Source organism: Kineosporia corallincola (genome assembly GCF_018499875.1).
In the GTDB taxonomy this organism is placed as follows: Bacteria; Actinomycetota; Actinomycetes; order Actinomycetales; family Kineosporiaceae; genus Kineosporia; species Kineosporia corallincola.
Map to the genome: position 1 here is coordinate 90,438 of NZ_JAHBAY010000009.1, position 19,106 is coordinate 109,543.

General features: G+C 72.9%; 13 protein-coding genes. 8 read left to right on the top strand and 5 right to left on the bottom strand.

What is annotated here, in order from left to right; all coding sequences use genetic code 11:
* Window positions 1-35 precede the first annotated feature (35 nt).
* Entirely contained in the window at window positions 36-1,730 is a 1,695-nt protein-coding gene (locus KIH74_RS21400; protein ID WP_214157852.1) for a peroxidase family protein, read from the top strand.
* Window positions 1,731-1,780: 50 nt separating this feature from the next.
* Here KIH74_RS21400 and KIH74_RS21405 read toward each other — a convergent pair whose 3' ends face one another.
* The 5 genes from KIH74_RS21405 to KIH74_RS21425 all read right to left on the bottom strand — a co-directional run bounded on the left by KIH74_RS21405 (window position 1,781) and on the right by KIH74_RS21425 (window position 8,001).
* Entirely contained in the window at window positions 1,781-2,830 is a 1,050-nt protein-coding gene (locus KIH74_RS21405; protein ID WP_214157853.1) for an aldo/keto reductase, read from the bottom strand.
* 85 nt (window positions 2,831-2,915) lie between these two features.
* Window positions 2,916-5,108, bottom strand: coding sequence for a HelD family protein (locus tag KIH74_RS21410; RefSeq protein ID WP_214157855.1), 2,193 nt, complete (start codon window positions 5,106-5,108; stop codon window positions 2,916-2,918).
* A 175-nt stretch (window positions 5,109-5,283) separates the two neighbouring features.
* Window positions 5,284-5,949, bottom strand: coding sequence for a hypothetical protein (locus tag KIH74_RS21415; RefSeq protein ID WP_214157856.1), 666 nt, complete (start codon window positions 5,947-5,949; stop codon window positions 5,284-5,286).
* 22 nt (window positions 5,950-5,971) lie between these two features.
* The gene (locus KIH74_RS21420; protein ID WP_214157857.1) at window positions 5,972-6,994 is read right to left on the bottom strand and encodes a FecCD family ABC transporter permease; all 1,023 of its coding nucleotides are present in this window, start codon (window positions 6,992-6,994) and stop codon (window positions 5,972-5,974) included.
* Complete coding sequence (locus KIH74_RS21425; protein WP_308113946.1) at window positions 6,991-8,001, bottom strand: FecCD family ABC transporter permease; 1,011 nt, start codon at window positions 7,999-8,001, stop codon at window positions 6,991-6,993. The genes KIH74_RS21420 and KIH74_RS21425 overlap by 4 nt, the downstream gene beginning before the upstream one ends.
* Window positions 8,002-8,025: 24 nt before the next feature.
* Between KIH74_RS21425 and KIH74_RS21430 the strand changes: the two genes are divergently transcribed.
* From KIH74_RS21430 to KIH74_RS21460, 7 genes are all read left to right on the top strand, one after another.
* The gene (locus KIH74_RS21430; RefSeq protein WP_214157858.1) at window positions 8,026-9,057 is read left to right on the top strand and encodes an ABC transporter substrate-binding protein; all 1,032 of its coding nucleotides are present in this window, start codon (window positions 8,026-8,028) and stop codon (window positions 9,055-9,057) included.
* 65 nt (window positions 9,058-9,122) lie between these two features.
* The gene (locus KIH74_RS21435; protein WP_214157860.1) at window positions 9,123-9,617 is read left to right on the top strand and encodes a MarR family winged helix-turn-helix transcriptional regulator; all 495 of its coding nucleotides are present in this window, start codon (window positions 9,123-9,125) and stop codon (window positions 9,615-9,617) included.
* 385 nt (window positions 9,618-10,002) lie between these two features.
* Entirely contained in the window at window positions 10,003-12,540 is a 2,538-nt protein-coding gene (locus KIH74_RS21440; RefSeq protein ID WP_214157864.1) for a fibronectin type III domain-containing protein, read from the top strand.
* A gap of 46 nt (window positions 12,541-12,586) precedes the next feature.
* Window positions 12,587-13,555, top strand: coding sequence for an AAA family ATPase (locus tag KIH74_RS21445; RefSeq protein WP_214157866.1), 969 nt, complete (start codon window positions 12,587-12,589; stop codon window positions 13,553-13,555).
* Entirely contained in the window at window positions 13,549-14,748 is a 1,200-nt protein-coding gene (locus tag KIH74_RS21450; RefSeq protein WP_214157868.1) for a DUF58 domain-containing protein, read from the top strand. Before KIH74_RS21445 ends, KIH74_RS21450 begins: the two co-directional genes overlap by 7 nt.
* Window positions 14,745-16,943: a transglutaminase TgpA family protein gene (locus KIH74_RS21455; protein ID WP_214157869.1), complete on the top strand. Its 2,199-nt coding sequence runs from the start codon at window positions 14,745-14,747 to the stop codon at window positions 16,941-16,943. Before KIH74_RS21450 ends, KIH74_RS21455 begins: the two co-directional genes overlap by 4 nt.
* Window positions 16,940-19,081: a serine/threonine-protein kinase gene (locus tag KIH74_RS21460; RefSeq protein WP_214157871.1), complete on the top strand. Its 2,142-nt coding sequence runs from the start codon at window positions 16,940-16,942 to the stop codon at window positions 19,079-19,081. Before KIH74_RS21455 ends, KIH74_RS21460 begins: the two co-directional genes overlap by 4 nt.
* Window positions 19,082-19,106 lie beyond the last annotated feature (25 nt).

Consider the following 19,106-nt stretch of genomic DNA (forward strand, 5'->3'; position numbering starts at 1 on the left):
CACAGGGGGAAAATCCGATTCCGGGGGGAATCATCATGGCAACAGACCATGGCACACGCATGCTCCAGCATCTCCGGCACGGCGCCGACGTCCTGCCCGACGACGCGCCGGGCGCCAAGGCCGAGGCGGACCGGCTCGCCACCGTCTCACTGGCCGGCTCGGTCGTGGCCGGGCACGACGTGGCCGAGGTGTCCACGCCGTTCGGCTATCTCTTCGACGACCTGGCCGACGCCTTCCCGCAGCACCACCTGCCGACCGGCGACCCCGCCGGGATGACCGCCAGACTCACCGCGCTGGGCACCGCGATGGTCGAGCAGGCGCCCGCGGACCCGGCCGGGAACTCCGTCATCCCGGCGGTCTACACCTACTGGGGCCAGTTCATCGACCACGACATCACCGCGAACACCGACCGCAAGACGCTGTTCAGCGACGTGGCGGTGGAGGTGGTCGAGCCCCGCACGCCCGCAGACGTCACCACCGGCCTGCGCAACCTGCGCCAGCCCGCGCTCAACCTGGACTCGGTCTACGGCGACGGGCCGCAGGGCGCCTCCGCGGCGCTGTACGACGGGCCCGCCCTGCGGGTCGGCCGGGTGGCCCTGACCACCGACGCCGGTGACCCGGTCCCCGGGCAGCGGGTCACGCCGGAGGGCGACGACTCGCACGACCTGTTCCGCGACGGCACCACAGCGGTGATCGGCGACGGCCGCAACGACGAGAATCTCGTGGTGGCCCAGTTCCACGTCGCGTTCCTGCGGTTCCACAACGCCGTGCTGGAGTGGGTGCGCGTGAACGAGCCGCACCTGATCGGCCGCGCGCTGTTCCGGCGGGTACGCGACCTGGTGCGGTTCCACTACCAGTGGCTGGTGGTGCACGACTACCTGAAGACCGTCACCGCGACCGGCACCGTGGACCAGATCCTGCTGGGCGGCAACCGGGTGTTCCGGCCGCGGCACGACACCTACATGCCGCTGGAGTTCTCGGTCGCCGCCTACCGTTTCGGCCACAGCATGGTGCGCGGCGCCTACGACTTCAACCTCAACTTCGGCCGCAACCCGGACGGCACGGCGCTGCTGCCGACCGCACCGTTCGGCCTGCTGTTCGCCTTCACCGGCGGCGCCCGGCCGGCCCCGTTCAACGGCGGCGGCACCACCACGCTGCCGTTCAACTGGGTCATCGACTGGAACCGGTTCGTGCACAAGGGAGACGGCGACGCCACGCACTTCGCCCGGCGGATCGACACCCGCCTGGTGCCGCCGCTGACCCAGATGGTCAACCAGGTCACCCCGGACGACGAGGCGCAGCTGCCGGACCTGCTCCAGGCGGTGCTCCGGCACCTCGCCGTGCGCAACCTGCTGCGGGGCTACTCACTGGCGATCCCGACCGGGCAGGCGGTGGCCGCCGCGCTCGGCGTGCCCGCGCTCACCACCGCCGAGCTCCAGGCCGGCAACGGCGACGAGCTCAACCGGGCGCTGACCGACGGCGGCTTCCTGGAGGCCACCCCGCTGTGGTTCTACCTGCTGAAGGAGGCCGAGGTGAAGAGCAACGGCAACGCCCTCGGCCCGGCCGGCAGCCGCATCGTGGCCGAGACCCTGATCGGCCAGATCCGCGCCGACGAGGGCTCGTACCTGCACCGCGGCTGGACCCCCGCCAGGGGGGTGCGGTTCCCGGACGGCGGGCTGATCGTCAGCATCAGTGACCTGTTCCGCTTCGCCGGGGTGCTGCCCGCGTAACCAGGCGCCGCACAGGGGTTCCCGGGCGCGCACGCCCGGGAACCCGGGCGTCACAGGTGCGGTGCCAGCAGGCTCAGGTCGGCGGGGGAGAGCCGGTCGCTCGCCGTGGCCGCCTGGTGCCAGTGCGGGTAACGCAGCGGCGTCAGGCTGACCGCGTCGAGCCGGGAACGCTCGTCGTCGGTGAGCACCAGCCCGGCCGCCGCCAGATTGTCGGTCAGCTGCTCCTCGGTGCGGGCACCGATCACCAGCGAGGTCACGCCGGGCCGCCCGAGCAGCCAGGCCAGGGCCACCTGCGCGGCCGAGACCCGGTGCGCCTCACCGATCTCCACCAGCACGTCGACGATGTCGTAGAGCCTGGCCTCGTCGTGCACCGGCGGCTCGTTCCAGTCCGTCAGGTGCCGCGAGCCCTCCGGGGCGGCGGCGTCACGCCGGTACTTGCCCGACAGCAGCCCACCGGCCAGCGGGCTCCAGACCAGCACGCCGAGCTCCTGGTCCAGGGTCAGCGGCACCAGCTCGTCCTCGGCCTCGCGGGCCTGCAACGTGTAGTGGATCTGCTGCGACACGTACCGCTGGTAGCCGCGGGCGTCCGCGGTGGCCAGGGCCTTCATCAGCTGCCAGCCGCTGTGGTTGGACGCGCCCACGTAGCGCACCTTGCCCGTGCGCACCAGTGAGTCCAGGGCCTCCAGCGTCTCCTCCAGCGGGGTCTGACCGTCCCACTCGTGGATCTGGTAGAGGTCGATGTGGTCGGTACGCAGCCGTTTCAGGCTGCGCTCGGCCGACCGGATCAGGTGGTGGCGCGAGGCCCCGCCGTCGTTCGGGCCGGGGCCCACCACCATCCGCGCCTTGGTGGCCAGCAGCACGTCGTCACGCCGCCCGGCCAGCACCTCGCCGGTGATCTCCTCGCTCAGCCCGTCCGAGTACACGTCGGCCGTGTCGATCAGGTTCACCCCGGCGTCCAGGGCCAGGTCGATCTGCCGTCGCGCGCTCTGCACGTCGGTGTTGCCGACGGCCGCGAATCCTCCCTTCCCGCCGAACGTCATCGTGCCCATGGTGATCGTCGAGACGCGTAGTCCCGACCGTCCGAGTCGTCGGTACTCCATGGCCGCGACGTTACCCGCTGAACCCGCAGGCGGCGCGCGTGAGCATCGCCTCCGTCCAGAGGGCGTAGGTCCGGGAGCGGTGTCGTCATTCACTGACGATGCCGCCGGTCCGGGACGATTCTGGCGTGACGTGCACCTGGCCGAGTTCCTGGGTGCACCGGGTCAGGGCCACGTAGAGCCCGTTCCAGCCGCGTGGGCCCGCCGTGATCCCGGCCGGGTCCACCACCAGCGTGGCGTCCCACTCCAGGCCCTTGGCCCCGGTGGCGGTCAGCACCGGCACCCCGGGCAGCGCCGCCGTCAGCGCGCCGGCCCGGGCCGCGGTGGTGACCACGCCGACCGTGCCACCGGCCCAGCGTTCCCGCATCCCGGCCACCAGTTGCGCCGTTCTGGCCGGGATTTCGTCCTCCGTCATGGTCTCTTCCCAGGGGGTGACGCCGGAGGACCGCACCGCCCGGGGCGGGGAGTTGCGACTACCGGCCTTCTCCAGCACCGGCCCGGTCAGGTCCATCACCTCGCGCGGGGTGCGGTAGCAGATGGTGAGTTCCGCGGCGCGCCAGCGGTCGCCGAACGTGGACCGCACGGCCTGGGCCCAGCTGGTGTGCCGGTGGGACGCCTCGGCCTGGTCGATGTCGCCGACGGCGGTGACCGAGCGGGAGGGGCACCGGCGCAGCACCATGCGCCACTGCATCTCGGACAGCTCCTGGGCCTCGTCGACGACCACGTGGCCGTACACCCAGCCGCGCTGCGCACGGGCCCGGTCGGCGATGAACTCCCCGGGCGCCGGTGGCGGTGTGGGCTCGCCGAGCGCGTCGGCGAGGGCGTCGAGCAACGGCACGTCGCCGGGCGACCATCCCTCGGGTTCGGCTGCTATCAGGGCTATCTCGTCGTCCGTGAGGTGCGGGGCGTGACGCCGCAGCGCTTGCGGGCTGGACAGGAGACGCCGCAGCATCGGCGCCGGGTCCAGGTCGGGCCACCAGGCCGTCAGCACCGCGTCCACGGCGGCGCTGCCCGCGATGCGCTCGCGCAGCTCCTCCACGTCGTCCTCGGTCAGCGCGCCGTCGACCTCGACGCCGGACGCCCCGCCCGCCGGGCCGCCGGGGGCGGCGGAGCTGCGGTCGAACTTCTCCAGGATGTCCTCGTAGCCCTCTTCCACCTCGGTCAGCATCGCCTCCCGGCGCTCCACCACGGCGTCGGTCAGGATCTGCCGGAACTGCTCCGAGAACACCCGCCGGGCATCGTGATACGGGCGGGCGGCCACGGCGGCCAGGGAGTGCGTCACCTGCGCGGCGGGTACCACGAACTCCTCGCCGTCCCAGTGCGCCGTCAGATCGGTTGCGGTGGGCCGGTGTTCGGCGACCAGACTCTCGATCGCGGCCTGCCACGACGACCGGCCCTTGATCTCGGCGAGCACGCGGCTCTCCTCACGCTGCACCCGCACACCAGGCACCAGGTCGTCGCAGGTGGTGGACACCACCGCGGTCTCGCCGAGGGCGGGCAGCACCTGGGTGATGTAGTCGAGGAACCGGGCCGAGGGACCGAGCACCAGCACCGCCTGGTCGGCCATCCGGCGGTGGGTGAACAGCAGGTAGGCCACCCGGTGCAGCGCGACCACGGTCTTGCCGGTGCCCGGTCCGCCCTGCACGATCAGCGGCCCGTCGGCGTCGGCCCGCACGATGTCGTCCTGCTCGCGCTGGAGCGTGGCGATCGCCGTGGTCATCCGCCCGGTGCGCCGCTGACCCAGGGCGCTGAGCAGGGCTCCCTCGCCGACGAGCGCTGCGGCCCGGCTGCTTCGGCCGTCGTGGCTGTGGTCGAGGGGTTCGTCGTCCACCCCGGTCACCGTCGGCCCGTCGACGCGCACGTGCCGGCGGCGGGCCTGGCCCTGCGGATGAAGCGGGGTCGCGGTGTAGAACGGCCGGGACGCCGGCGCGCGCCAGTCCAGCACGAGCGGTTCGTTGTCTTCGGACGGAGTGGACGACGCGTCGTGCGGTGTGCCGGTGAGACCCGGATCGGCACGGTGCAGGCCGATCCGGCCGATGTGCCGGACCTTTCCGTCGGCGGCGTCGAGCCGGCCGAACACGAGGGCCTCGCCCGCGTGGCGCAGTTCCGCGTGGCGCCGCCGCAGGCTGGCGGAGCGGGCCCGGCCGACGTCGTCGGCGGGCGCGGCGGCGATCTCGGCCTCCAGCTGCGCCAGCACGGCGGCGTGCCGGGCGAGTGCGAGGTCGAGGAACGCCTGTTCCTCGGCCACCGCGTGCCGGCGGTCGGAGATGTCGTGGCTCATGGCTGGTCCCATCACCGGATGTCCCCGCGAAGAGGTCGTCGGGACGGCCACAGTAGCCGCCCGGATCGGCGTCCGGCCACTTTCCGCACCCCCGGTGCACCCTGGGGAGAGAACTGTCTCAGGGGGTTGCGGATCGCCCTCCGATCGTGTCTTTTCCGGCTTGACGAAAGGGTTTTCATCTGTTCTGCGGTGTGGCCCAGACCCGTAGCGGCCCGGTCGTGGTGAACCCGGCGGCGAGGGCGGCCGTCAGGCCGTCGCCGTGCTCGTAGCCGACGAGGGGAAGCCCGGGGAAGAGGGTGGACGCGGCGGCCACCACGGCGTCCCACACCGGGTGGGTTCCGGTGCTGAACACGTTCGACACCCCCACCTCCGTCGCGCTGCGGTTCAGCGCGGCACCCCCGGCGAGCTCCGTGCCGTGGTGAAAGGTCAGCAGCCGCATGCTTTTCTCATGCAGCAGTCCCGGGCGGAACGGGGTGCCGGGCCAGAGTTCCAGCCCGGCCGTCGTGGTGACGGTGCCGGTGCGCAGAGCACCTCCGGGCGAAGGGGTTGCGGCCGCCCGGCGGATCCACCGGGCGTCGAACAGCACGGTGAGGCCGTGAGCCGTCAGGTCGAGATCGGCGAAACTGTCTTTCACGGACAGGTTCTCGCGCTCGATTCCGCTCAGCGCGCCGGGCGCGTGGACGCCGGGCCGCAGCGTGATCACGTCGGGGTAGAACGGCGGTGCGGGGGCATTGGTGCTCCAGACGTCTGGGCCGAAGCGGCCGGCGACGCCGTGCGACCGGCAGACCGCCGCGCACCACTCGGCGTTGTTGCGGGCGGCATCGACAGCGAAATCACGCACGCAGCAGAGTATGTCATCTCCCTCACGGTCTGCGCCAGGACAGGATCCACAGCAGGTACGCCCCGCCGAGCGCCGCCGTCACCAGCCCGACCGGGATCTGGAACGGGCTGAGCAACCGCCCGGCCAGCAGGTCGCCGGCGCCGAGCAGCACCGCGCCCGTCGCCGCCGAGGGCAGCATGGCGATGCCGGGGGAGCGGGCCACCTGGCGAGCCAGCTGGGGTGCGGCCATGGCCAGGAAACCGATCGGCCCGGAGGTGGCGACGGCCACCCCCGCCAGGGCAACACCCGCGCACAGCAACAGGATACGGGATCTGCCCACCTCGACCCCGAGCGCGCCGGCGGCGTCGTCCCCCAGTTCGAGCATGCGCATGGGCGCGGCGAGCGTGAGGGTAAGGGGCACGAGCACGACGAGGGCCAGCAGGACGGGTGCGACCTGCGGCCAGGCGATGGTGTTCAGGCTGCCGAACTGCCAGGCCCGGGCGGTCTCGGCGTCGTCGAGGGTGGCGCGGGTGACGAGGTAGTCGTTGACCGACGAGAGCATGGCGCCGACGGCGACACCGGTGAGGATCAGCCGGCTGCCCCCACGGCTCAGAAGATACACGAAAATCGCTGTGGCGAAACCACCCACGACGGTTCCGGTGGCGATCGCCGGCATCGAGGAGGTGTCGGCCAGGAGAATGACGACCAGCCCTCCGGCGGCCGAGCCGGTGGCGAAGCCGACCACGTCCGGGCTGCCCAGCGGGTTGCGGCTGACGCTCTGGAAGATCGCGCCCGACAGGCCGAGTGCCGCGCCGACCAGGACGGCCGCGACCGCCCGGGGCAGGCGCTGCCGCAGCACGATGAAGCGGTCCATGTCGCTGCCGCCGCCGAGAAGCGTGTGCAGCAGCCGGATCCGGGTGATCTCGTAGGCACCGGTGGCCACCGTGGCGGTGAGCACCAGCGCGGCGATCGCCAGCAGCACCAGTACCGTGATCAGCGACCGGCGGTGCACCCGCACGGTCAGGCCGAGGACCCTGATGTCGTGAACGCCCGGCACGACGCTCATCTCGACACCAGCACCAGGCGCAGCAGCACCGGGGCGCCGACGAAGGCGGTGACGATACCGGCCTCGATCTCGCCCGGCCGGGCGACCACCCGGCCGATCACGTCGGCGGCGAGAACCAGTGCAGGACCGGCGATCAGCGACAGCGCGAGGATCTTGCGCTGGTCCGCACCCGCGACCAGGCGGACGGCGTGGGGTACCACCAGGCCGACGAACGCCAGCGGCCCGGCGGCCGCGGTCGCGGCGCCGCAGAGCAGGGTGAGGACGACGAAACAGAGCACCCGGACCAGGCCCACCCGCACGCCGAGGGACGAGGCGGTGTCGTCGCCCGTCGCCAGGGCGTTCAGGGACGGGCCGAGCAGCAGGGCGACCACGACCCCGGCGGCCACGAACGGCAGCAGGGGCAGCAGCACCGTGTCGTCGCGCCCGGCGAGCGAGCCGACCACCCAGAACCGGTAGGAGTCGAAGGCGTCCTCGTCGAACATCGTGATGATGCCGGTGCAGGCGCCCAGGCAGGCCGACAGGGCGACCCCGGCCAGGAGCAGCCGGGTGGGGTCGGACCCGTTCCGGTTCACCGCCCAGACCAGCACGGACGCGAGAGCCGCTCCGGCGCAGGCGAACCCGACGTAGCCGGAGAACGTGGTGACGCCGAGGCCGGCCACCGCGACCACCACCGCGAAGGCCGCCCCGGCGTTCACGCCGAGGATGCCGGGCTCGGCCAGCGGGTTGCGGGTGAGGGCCTGCATCACCGCGCCGGCCACCCCGAGCGCCGCACCCACGGTGAGGGCCAGCAGGGTGCGGGGCATCCGCAGCTGCCAGATGATGATCGACTCGGTGCTGCCGTCGCGGTGCCAGAGTCCCTGCCACACGCGCGGAACCGGGATGGGGCGGGAGCCGATCGCCACGCTGGCCACGACCAGCCCGAGGATCAGGGCCAGACCCAGGGTGACGGTGAGGGAACCGAGAGTACGAGATGTAGTTAGAGAACCGTACGATCTTGTGGACGACACTTAGGTAAGCCTAGGCTAACCGCCGTGATCAACCGAACCTCCCTCCGGCCGTTCCTGGCCGTGAGCTGCGTCGTCTCCGCCGTCCTCGTGCTGGGGGCGTGCAGTTCGTCGTCATCCAGTTCCCCGTCGTCCGGCTCGACCGGTGGGGCGTCCGCCTCCGCCGGGTACGTCACGCCCCGCACCATGCCCGAGGGCAAGGGCAGCGGTGAGGACGACGGTGTGTTCCCGCGCACCGTGGTGCATTTCGAGGGCGAGACCACGCTCGACGCCGAACCCGAGCGGGTCGTGGTGATCTCCACCGGCCAGGCCGACGCGCTGCTGACCCTCGGGGTGGTGCCGGTCGGCTCCACGGCCGGCGACGGCGCCGAGATGATCCCGCAGTACCTCGAGGACGCCTACCCCGACGACGATCTCGGCACCGTCGCGTCGGTGGGGGACCGGCTCTCGCCCGACCTGGAGTCGGTGGCCAACCTGAAGCCCGACCTGATCCTGATGAACATCGCCGGCAAGGACGCCGCGGCGTTGTACGCCGGGCTGAACGAGATCGCCCCGACCGTGGCCACGCAGGGCACCGGGCTGTACTGGAAGCAGGACTTCCTGCTGCTGTCGGACGCCGTCGGCCTGCGCCAGAAGGCCGAGGCCTGGCTCGACGACTACCAGACCGAGGCCGCCACGTTCGGCCAGGGGCTCGACGACCCGGGCAATGTCTCCTTCCTGCGCCTGAACGAGGACCGCACCAGGGTTTTCGGCGTCGCGTCGTTCAGCGGATCGGTGGCCGAGGACATCGGCCTGACCCGTCCGGAGAGCCAGTCGTTCACCGACGACACGTCGCTCGACATCAGCGCCGAGCAGCTCGACCTGGCCGACGGCGACCACCTGTTCTACGGCGTGCAGGGCGGCGACGCCGGCCGGCTCACCGGGCTCCCGCTGTGGGACTCGCTGGCGGTGGTGCAGGCCGGCGACGCGGTGCAGGTGGACGACGACACCTTCTACCTGAACACCGGCCCGACCGCGGCCCGGGGCATCCTGACGGTGCTGGAAGACACCCTGGGCTGAGCGTTCGCCGGCTGCTGACACGGGCTGAAGGACTCGGCCGGAACCGGATTGGGTAGATTGACGAGATGCTTCCCGTGGACGCCGTTCCGGCCGAGTCAGACCTCGGCGCCGACCGCCTCACCGACGCGGTGGTCGCCGTCGCGGTGCTCAGTCGTAGCCTGGAGCGCGCCCTTTCGGATCTCACCCTGCCGCAGTACCGCATCCTGGCGCTGATCGAGAGCGAGCCCCAGCGCGCGGCCCGGCTGGCCACCCGCTCGGAGGTCACCAAGGCGTCGCTCACCAGCATCACGGTGGTGCTGGAGCGCCGCGGGCTGATCCAGCGCGACAAGGTGCTGGGCGACCGGCGCGGGGTGATGTTCGGGCTCACCGACGAGGGGCGCGAGGTGCTCGCCGCGTCCCGCCAGGTGCTGAACGACCGGCTGCGCGCCTTCCTCGCCCGGTTCGCCGCCGACGAGAGGGAGGCGGTGCTGCACGGGCTCCAGCTCATCGTCGACTCCACCGGCAAGGGCTACTCGGCACCGGGTACGCACGCCGCGATGAAGGCCCGCGGCCTGGCCTGACGTCGGCTGGCCCGGAACCCTTGCCGCACCGATATCCGCCGACGGGCAGGTGTTCTCGACCCGAACGGCCCAATGCGGCTCACGGTCACGTCTTTCCGGACCGTCATTCTTAAGTGACGGTCAAGGAAACGTGAATCCTGTGAGCGGGCGCGCTACGTCTTGTCACGACCGGTCAGCGCTGGGTGAAAGTCGTGCGAGTTTGCCAAGTTCGCGCGGGAATTGGGTACGGTTGGGAGTGGAGCCTGAGGGTCGGAACCGGTGCGGTTCCGTGGATGCAGGAGCGTCGAAGGGGTGTACTCCCTGGCCGGGAGTGGCACGGCGCTCTGGGGGGAGACCGGTGAACTGGGGTTGGAGCCTGCCGTTCAAGCAACGGCAGGGTGCGGGTTTGGTCGCGTGCGTAGCGGTTTTCGCGCTCGTGCTGGGCGCCGGGCTGATCGGTGCCCAGGCGACCGGTGCGGTCGTTCGCCTGCAAGACGGCGGTGCCTGGCTGGCCAACGTGGCGCAGGGCTCGGTCACCTGGGTCAACGGCTACGCCGGCTCGGCCGGCAAGACCGTCCCGGTCGGCTCCCTCAGCTCCCCGTTCACGGTCGAGCAGCGGGCCGACGGCGCCTACGCCGTCGACGCCGACGGTAACGCCACCCTGATCGACGGCGCACAGCTCAAGGCCTCCGACGCGCCCCACCGCCTCTCCAGCGGCGTCGACATCGTCGCCAACGACGTCGCCACCTGGCTGGTCGACACCTCCAGGGGCCAGGTCCAGCGCCTCGACCCCGACACCCTGGCCACGCTCGGCGAGGCCGTGGCGGTCGAGGGGGTCACCCAGGCCGTGGTCGACGACGAGGGATACCTGTGGGCCGCGGTGCCCTCCGACGGCGTCGTGATCCGGCTCTGGAACACCGAGAGCGGCCGCACCGAGGTCGGCCGCCCGGGCGAGAACATCACCGTCGCCGCCGACGAGCAGGGCGAGCACGTGATCGCGGTGAACGCGACCGCCGGCGCCACCTTCTCGCTGCACGGCGACGACGCGGCCCGCTCGTTCCCCGCGTTCGCGACCGGTTCCGGCGCCTCCGGCAACCAGGTCCCCCAGGTCGACGTCGACAACGACGGCCGTCTCCTGATCGGCCTGGGCGACCAGGCCGTGGTGGTCCCGCCGGACGGCGAGGGCCGCTCGGTCACCCTGCCCACCGGCACGCAGGTCGACCAGGTCGACATCGTCTCCGGCGTGGGCTACGTCACCGACCGTGAGTCCGGCAACCTGGTGCGCGTCGACCTGGGCACCGCCGCCGGCGCCACGGTGCCCAACGTCGGCGGCGACGACCTCACCGACGTGGTGGCCCACGGAAACCTGCTCTACCTCAACGACTCCGGCGGCAACCAGGTCAAGGTGGTCAAGCCCGACGGCGTGATCGTGCCGATCGAGAAGTACCGGCCGGGGCAGGATCCCACGCAGCGGACCACGCCGGTCACGGCCACCACCACCCGGCCTACCACGCCGGACCAGCCGCCGGCCTCTTCGCAGCCGCGGAACGAGTCGAGCGACGAGCCCCGGGACGAGGCGTCCGGTGAGCCCACCCGCGGCCCGCGGCGCAACCAGGGGACCCCGGTCACCGCCAGACCGACCACGCGGCCCGAAGACCCGGAGCCCGAGCGCTCCCCGACGCCGACGCAGGCGCCCACCACGTCCGAGGAACCGGACGAGCCCGAGGCCCCCGAGGCGCCGGCTGTCACCGGCCTCACCGCCGACGACGGTCAGGCGCTGCTGGAGTGGAGCGCCGCCGCCGACCGTGGGTCGGCCGTCACCGGGTACCAGATCCTCGTCGACAACGAGACCGTGCAGGAGGTCGGGGCCGACCGGCGGAGCTACACGCTCACCGGCCTGGAGAACGGCCAGAAGTACGGCGTGCGTGTGCGGGCCCTGAGCGAGGCCGGGCAGGGCGACCTGTCGCGGATCAGCTACGTCACGCCGAGCGCCGACCTGCCGGGCGCGCCGCAGAACGTGGCCGCCGAGGCGCTCGACGGCAAGATCGCGGTGACCTGGGCCGCGGCCGACGACGGGCCGCGCAGCCAGGTCCAGGGCTACACGGTCACCGTGCGGGCCGTGGGCGGTGGCGCCACCACCGCCGACGCCACCGGGCTCCAGACCACGGTCGGCGACCTGACCAACGGAACCTCTTACACCGTCGAGGTTTCCGCCCGGTCCACGGGCGGCACCGGCGAGGCCGCTTCCCCGGCCGACGGTGCGGTGGGCAGCGCCGGCAATCCGGCCGTGCCCTCGGGCACCCCCGGCAAGGTCACCTTCGGCACCACCACGAACGGCGACACCAAGGCCACGGTCACCTGGACCGCGGCCGACGCCGCCGGCAGTGCGATCACCGGGTACGAGCTGAAGGCCGGCACCGCCGCGGCGAAGAACGTGGGCACGGTGACCAGCTACTCCGTCACCGGGCTGACGAACGACGTGAAGACCACCGTGCAGGTGCGCGCGATCAACAAGAACGGTTCCGGCGACTGGGTTTCCACCACCGTCGCCCCGGTGACCCCGCGCAAGCAGATGTACCAGTGCCAGTCGACCGAGGTCTCCGACATCTACATGATCAACAACGACACCGACTGCACCTCCGGGGTCAATCGGTGGAAGACCGCGGTGGCGGTCTTCGAGGCGCCGAAGACCCAGCAGACCGGCACCGTTCAGTGGACGCGGTGTGACCACACCGAAGACCGGGGCATCATCCGGCGGCAGATGAAGGCGTGCCCGAGTGGCTGGAACGCCAACAACGTCGCCTTCTGGGCCTGGACCTCCGCGCACACCGGCGCCACCCAGATCGTCGAGTGGCACTACCCCAACGGCGGTTACTACTACGCAGCCGCCGGCAAGAGCGCGCCCCCCGGCTTCACCAAGACCGGTGTGTCCTTCTGGGTCTGAGCCGACCCGCCCCCTTACTGAGCACCACGGAACACAGGAGAGCACGATGTCCGAACTCGCCGACATTGCCGGGCAGATCAGGTCCAGTGTGGAGCGGGCGCTCCAGGGCAAGCCGGAGCAGGTGCGGCTCGCGGTGATCGCGCTCCTCAGCGAGGGGCACCTGCTGGTCGAAGACGTGCCCGGCGTCGGGAAGACCACGCTGGCGCGCGCTCTCGCCGCCACCGTCGAGGGCCGCTGGCAGCGCGTGCAGTTCACCCCCGACCTGCTGCCCTCCGACGTCACCGGCATCACCGTGTACCACCAGCAGGCACAGAAGTTCGAGTTCCGGCCCGGGCCGGTGTTCGCCAACATCGTGCTGGCCGACGAGATCAACCGGGCCTCGCCCAAGACCCAGTCCGCGCTGCTGGAGGTCATGGAGGAGCGGCACGTCACGGTCGACGGCCGGCAGTACCCGGTGCCCCGCCCGTTCGTCGTGGTCGCCACCCAGAACCCGGTCGAGATGGACGGCACCTTCCGGCTGCCCGAGGCCCAGCTCGACCGGTTCATGATGCGCATCAGCATCGGCTACCCCGACCCGTCCACCGAGTCGGCCATGCTGAGGCAGGAGGCGAACGCCCCCACCGTCGAGTCGATCCAGCCTGTCGTCGGTCTCGACGTGGTGCAGCAGATGATCCAGTACGTCTCGCGCACCCACGTCGCTGACGAGGTGCGCGACTACGTCGTCGCCGTCACCGGGGCCACCCGCTCGCTGCCCGAGGTCCGCATCGGTGCCAGCCCTCGCGCCAGCCTCGCCCTGCTGCGGGCCTCCCGCACCGCCGCGGCCGTCGACGGGCGCGACTTCGTCACCGCCGACGACGTGAAGTCGATGGCGCCGGCCGTGCTCGCGCACCGGCTCATCCTCACGCCGCAGGCCGAGATGGCGGGCGTCACCACGCACGACCTCGTCGACCGCGTGATCAGCGGCCTGCCCACGCCCACCTCCCGGGCGGCCGGAGCGGGCAACCGCCGGTGGTGATCACCGAGCCGGCCTCGCTGAACCGGCCGGAAACCGTTGACCTGGGCCGGATCCGGCTCAGCCCGGCCGGGCGCGGCCTGCTCGCCGTGGCCGCCGTCTGCCTGGTCGCCGGATTCGCGCTGGGCTACCGCGAGCTGGTCGGGCTGGCCGGTGCCGCCGGGCTTCTGGTGCTGGTCGCGGTGGCCCAGGTGGTGGCCCGCGTCTCGGTGCGGGTCGAGCGCAGCATCGCCCCGCAGCGGGTCAGCGTCGGCGAGACCGCCATGGGCATGCTCCAGATCCATGTCAAGGGTCGCGGCCGGGCGATGCGGGCGGTCGACACCGTCGGCAGCCGTCGGCACGAGATCCCGGTTCCCTCCGGCGGCGGCGAACTGCGGCGCGTGGTCTACGAACTCGACACCAGCCGCCGTGGCGTGTTCCCGGTCGGGCCCCTGCACCTGCACCAGCACGACCTGTGCGACCTGGCCCACCGGCGGCGCGAGGTGGGCGGCCTGCTCCAGCTCACCGTGCGGCCCGTCGTGCACCCGCTGAGGCAGCCCGCCCAGGGCCGTTCGCGCGATCTGGAGGGCCCGCGCACCACGTCCGGGGCGGAGAGCGGGGTCACGTTCTCCGGGCTGCGCGACTACGTGCTGGGCGACGACCTGCGCGTCATCCACTGGAAGGGCCTGGCCCGCGGTGGGCCGCTGACCGTGCGCACGCACGTCGACAGCACCCGCAGCGACATCCTCATCGTCCTCGACGACCGGGCGTCCTCCTACGCCCACGAAGACGACTTCGAGCAGGCCGTCTCGTTCGCGGCCTCGGTCGCGTCGATGGCCTTCGAGGCCGCGGTCACGGTGCGGGTGACGGCGGTGGCCGGACCCGCCCTGGCCGGGTCCGCCGCCACCGTCCTCGACGGGCTGGCCGGCGTCACCCTGGCCCCGGCGTCCCCCGATTCCGGCGGCCCCACGCTGGCCGCCGCCGCGCAGGCCAACTCGTTCCAGGGCGGCCGCAGCGCGGTCGCCGTCCTCGGTCCCGGATCGCTGGAGGAGCTGCCGGCCCTGGCGTCGCTGCGGCAGAGCTGGGCCACCGTCCTGGCCGCCGTCGTCGACCCGCGCCCGCAGCCGGACCAGGGTCGCAACGACGCCGGCGTCGCCGTGATCGCCGGGTCCTCGGCCGCCGATCTCGCGCTGGCCTGGAACCGGAGGTGGGCATGAGCGCCCCGGTGCTGGACGCGCCCACCCGTCCTGCTCCCTCCCGCCCGCGCCCGGCGCAGCCGCCCGCGGCGCAGCCCGCCCGGCACACCGCGGTCGCGACCCGGACCGCCCTGGGCCTGCTCGCGGTGCTGGCCGCGGCCTGCGCCTGGTGGCGCGTCTACCCGCCGGCGTCCCTGCCCGTCCCGGCGCTGGCCGGTGTGCTGCTCGGGGCCGGTGCGGTGCTGCTGGCCGACCGGATCACCCAGGGTCCGGTGCGCCCGGCCGCCCGGCTGGTTCTCTGGATCGCGGCAGCCTTCCTGGCCGGGCTGGTCACCGCCTTCACCGTGGCGGTGCCGCGGGCGGTCACGCCGTCCGACGCGGTCGCCGGGGTCGGCCGCGCGATGACCGGTGGGCTGGCCCGCATCCTCACCACCACCCTGCCCGCGCCCCCGGCGGCGGACCTGCTCCCGCAGTTCGCGGTGCTCTGCGCGCTGGCCGCGGCCGTGACCGTGGTGATCGCCCGCGGCCGGGGCGGTCTGCTCCTGGCCGCCCCCGGCCTGTGCCTGCTGCTCACCGCCCTGGTCTGCGGGGTCGGCGGTGCCGGCTCCCCGCTGGTGGTCGGCCTGCCGTTCGCGGTGGCGGCGGCCCTGCTGGTGCTGCCCCGCCCCCGGATCGTGCCGGCCCTGGTGGCCGGGCTGGTCGTGGCCGTGGGCTGTGCGGGCGGCCTGGTGCTGGCCGACGCCACCCGTGAGCCGCTCGACCCCCGTCACCTCACGGCGCCGCCGCTGCGGGCCGAGCAGCCGACCGCGCCGATGGACGAGGTGGCGGGCTGGCTGCGGCACACCAACGACACAGCCTTCACCGCCACCGTCGACAGCGCCTGGCGCAGCGACCCGCAGCCCTGGCGGATCGCCGCGCTCGACACCTACGACGGCATCCGCTGGACCAGCAGCACGCCGGCCGTGCCGATCGGCTACGACCTGCCCGCCACGGACGCCGACTCCGCCACCGACTCCGGAGCCGGGCAGGCGCGGGTCAGCGTCACCCCGGTGGACCTGGACGGCGTCTACGTGCCGGTGTCCGGCCGGCTGCGACACCTGGCCCGCCCCGGCATGACCTACGACCTGACCGGCGAGACGCTCGTCGACCCGGACGGGGTGCACGGCACCTACGACCAGACCGTCTCGCTGCCCGAGCGTTCCGGGCTGGCGCGCGACCAGGCCGGGCAGGCGCAGGCCGGCGACCCCAGCCTGGCCCTCGACGGCTGCACCGACGACCGCATCCTGAACCTGGCCGAGACCGCCGTGGCCGGGGCGGGCACCGGGGCACTGGCCCAGGCCGAGGCACTCCAGACCTGGTTCCACAAGACGACGACGCTGCGGCTCGACCCGGACGCCGAGCCCGGCGACAGCTGTGCCCGGGTGATGGAACTCGTCGACACCGCCGGCGGCGCCGGCAACGGCACCCCCGACCAGTTCGCCACCGCCTACGTGCTGATGGCCCGCAGCCTGGGTCTGCCCGCCCGGGTCGCCGTCGGGTTCGCCGCGGGCCAGGCCGACGACACCGGCAAGGTCACGGTCAGCCTCGGCGACGCCACCGCCTGGCCGGAGGTCTGGTTCGACGGCGCCGGGTGGGTGTCGTTCTCCGCCGTTCCCGACCGCACCGGGTCGGGGCAGACCCGGCAGGAGGAGCGGCAGGAGACCACCACCACGCCGGACACCTCGCATGACACCCCGGACGACGCCGCGCAGTCGCAGCCCACCCGGTCCGGGCCGACCCCCGCCCAGGAGCGTGGCGATACCGGGCGGCTGATCCTGATCGGGCTCGGCGCAACGGTTCTCGTGCTGATCCTGCTGCTGCCGCTGGCCGGGCTGCTGCTCACCCTGGCCCGGCGTCGCCGGCGCCGTGCGCAGGGTCCGCTGGGAGCCTGGGCCGAGCTGCTCGACCGCCTCGCCGATCTCGGGCACCCCAGTGCCGGGCGCACGTCCGCGGAGGTCCGCGGCGTGCTGTCGGGCCTGGACCCCGGCACCGACGCGGATGCCCGGGCCCTGGCCCGCCTGGTCGACGCGGAGGTCTACGCCGCCGACCGCGCGTCCGGTGACTCCGCCCAGGCCTGGCCCCTGCTGCGGCGCATCGAGCGCGCACTCTCCCCGCACACCTCCCGCCGGCGGCGGGTCCTGATCCGGGTGGATCCGCGCCCGAGGAGGTGGGCATGACGGAGAGCACCCCCGGAATGGACGCCGAGGCCTCCCGCCTGGTCGAGACGATTCCCGAGCTCGACGGCGTCACCGGTATGAAAGCCGTGGCCAGTGGCGGGTTCAGCCGCATCTACAAGGCGTTCCAGCCGGCCCTGAACCGCACCGTCGCGATCAAGATCGTCGACTCCGGCGGCCTCGACCCGAAGACCCGGGAACGGTTCAGCCGCGAGATGGGCATGACCGGCATGCTGGGGGAGCACCCCCACATCGTCGACGTGTACCACCACGGCGTCGCCCGCACCGGTGAGCCGTTCCTGATGATGCGCTGGTACGAGGGCGGTTCGCTGGCCGACGGCCTGCGTGAGAGCGGGCCGATGCCGACGGCGGTGCTGCTGCCGTTCGCCGTGAAGGTCACCTCCGCGCTGGCCTACGTGCACCGGAACCAGCTGCTGCACCGCGACATCAAGCCGGGCAACATCCTGCTCACGGCCCTGAACGAGCCGGTGCTCGCGGACTTCGGCATCGCCGTGGACGCTCAGCAGGCCGGCACCGCCACCGTGGCCTGGACGCCGGTGCACGCCGCGCCCGAGGTGATGGCGTACGAGGAGCCGACCCCCCGCTCGGACGTCTGGTCGCTGGGTTCCACGCTGTACGCGGCGCTGGCCGGGCGGCCGCCGTTCCCGGTCGACCCGGGCAACACGCTCGCGTCGATCCAGCAGCGCTTCCACGCCGCGCCGCCCCCTCTGGTGCGCACCGACGTCCCCACGTCGCTCACCGACCTGCTCACCCAGATGCTCGCGACCTCGGCCGCCGACCGGCCGGACCCGGTCGCGATCATCACCCGGCTCCAGCAGATCGAGCGCGACTGCGGGCTTCCGGTCACCAGTGCGCCGGGCGTGATCACGGCGCCGCCGGCGGCCCGGCCCGGCCAGGGAGCGCCCTTCCCCGGGGCGGACCTGCGGGGATACCCCGACTCGGCAGGCGGTTTCGGGCATCAGGGTGGTTCGGGCGCTGCCGGACAGCCGGGCGCTGCCGGACAGCCGGGCGCTGCCGGACAGCCGGGTGCTGCCGGACAGCCGGGTGCTGCGGGACAGCGGGGTGCTGCCGGGCAGCCGGGTGCTGCCGGACAGCGGGGCGCTGCGGAACAGCGGGGTGCTGCCGGGCCGCGGGGCGCTGCCGGGCCGCGGGGCGCTGCGGGATCGCCGGGTGCCGTGGGGCGATCCGTCGGTGCGGGATCGCCGGACGCAGCCAGGCAACCGAGTGGTGCGGGGCGACCCGGCCGTGCGGATCAGGCCGGCTTCGGTGCCCGGCCCGGTTCCGAACACCGGCCCAGGCCGGAGAACCAGCCCGGTCCCGAGAACCAGCCCGGTCCCGAATACCGGCCCAGGCCAGGCGATCGGCGGGATCGGGCCGCTCAGCCCGGTCCGCTCGACTGGCTGGACGAGCCGAGCGGACCGCCCTCCGATCGAGCAGCCCGCCCGGAGGGCCGGCAGGGTTCCGGCCGGGACCGGCCCGTGCAGCCGTCCCACGACGTGGGCGGCCCGATGCTGTTCCCGCCGGAGCTGTCGCCCGGCGCGAACTCGATGGCCCCGTACGACGAAGCGGCCCTGGCGCCGGAACATCACGCGGCGCCGGTCCGCTCCGGGCTGAACGCAAACCCTGACACCGCAACGGCTCTGAGCCCCGATGCAGCCGGGAGGTGGGACAAGGGGACGCGGCGTTCGTGGCGGCGGCGCCTGATCACGGCCACCGTGGGCGGGTTCTCGACCCTCGTCGTGGTGCTCGTGGTCATGGCCTTCCTCATGCCCCGTGAGGACGACGGGACCACCGCGACGCCCGAGACGACGGCGTCCTTCGTCGCCCCCGTGGTCAGCGGGCTGCGCCGGACCGAGAGCAGCCCGACCACGATCACCATCGCCTGGCACACCCAGGGGCCCTACCAGTACAAGCACCGGGTCGTGATCGAGGACGGTGAGACCGTGTGGCTGGAGGACGACGAGGTCAGCGCGGGTGAGGCGGTGCTGACAGGGCTGAAACCCGGCACCCGGTACTGCATGACGGTGGACGTGATCTACGCCGCGCCGCAGACGCCGGGGGTGGACCAGGAGTACGCGGTTTCGTCGTCCGAACGCAAGTGTTTCAGGACGAGCACATGACGGGCTGCCCGGTGGAGGGAACCCG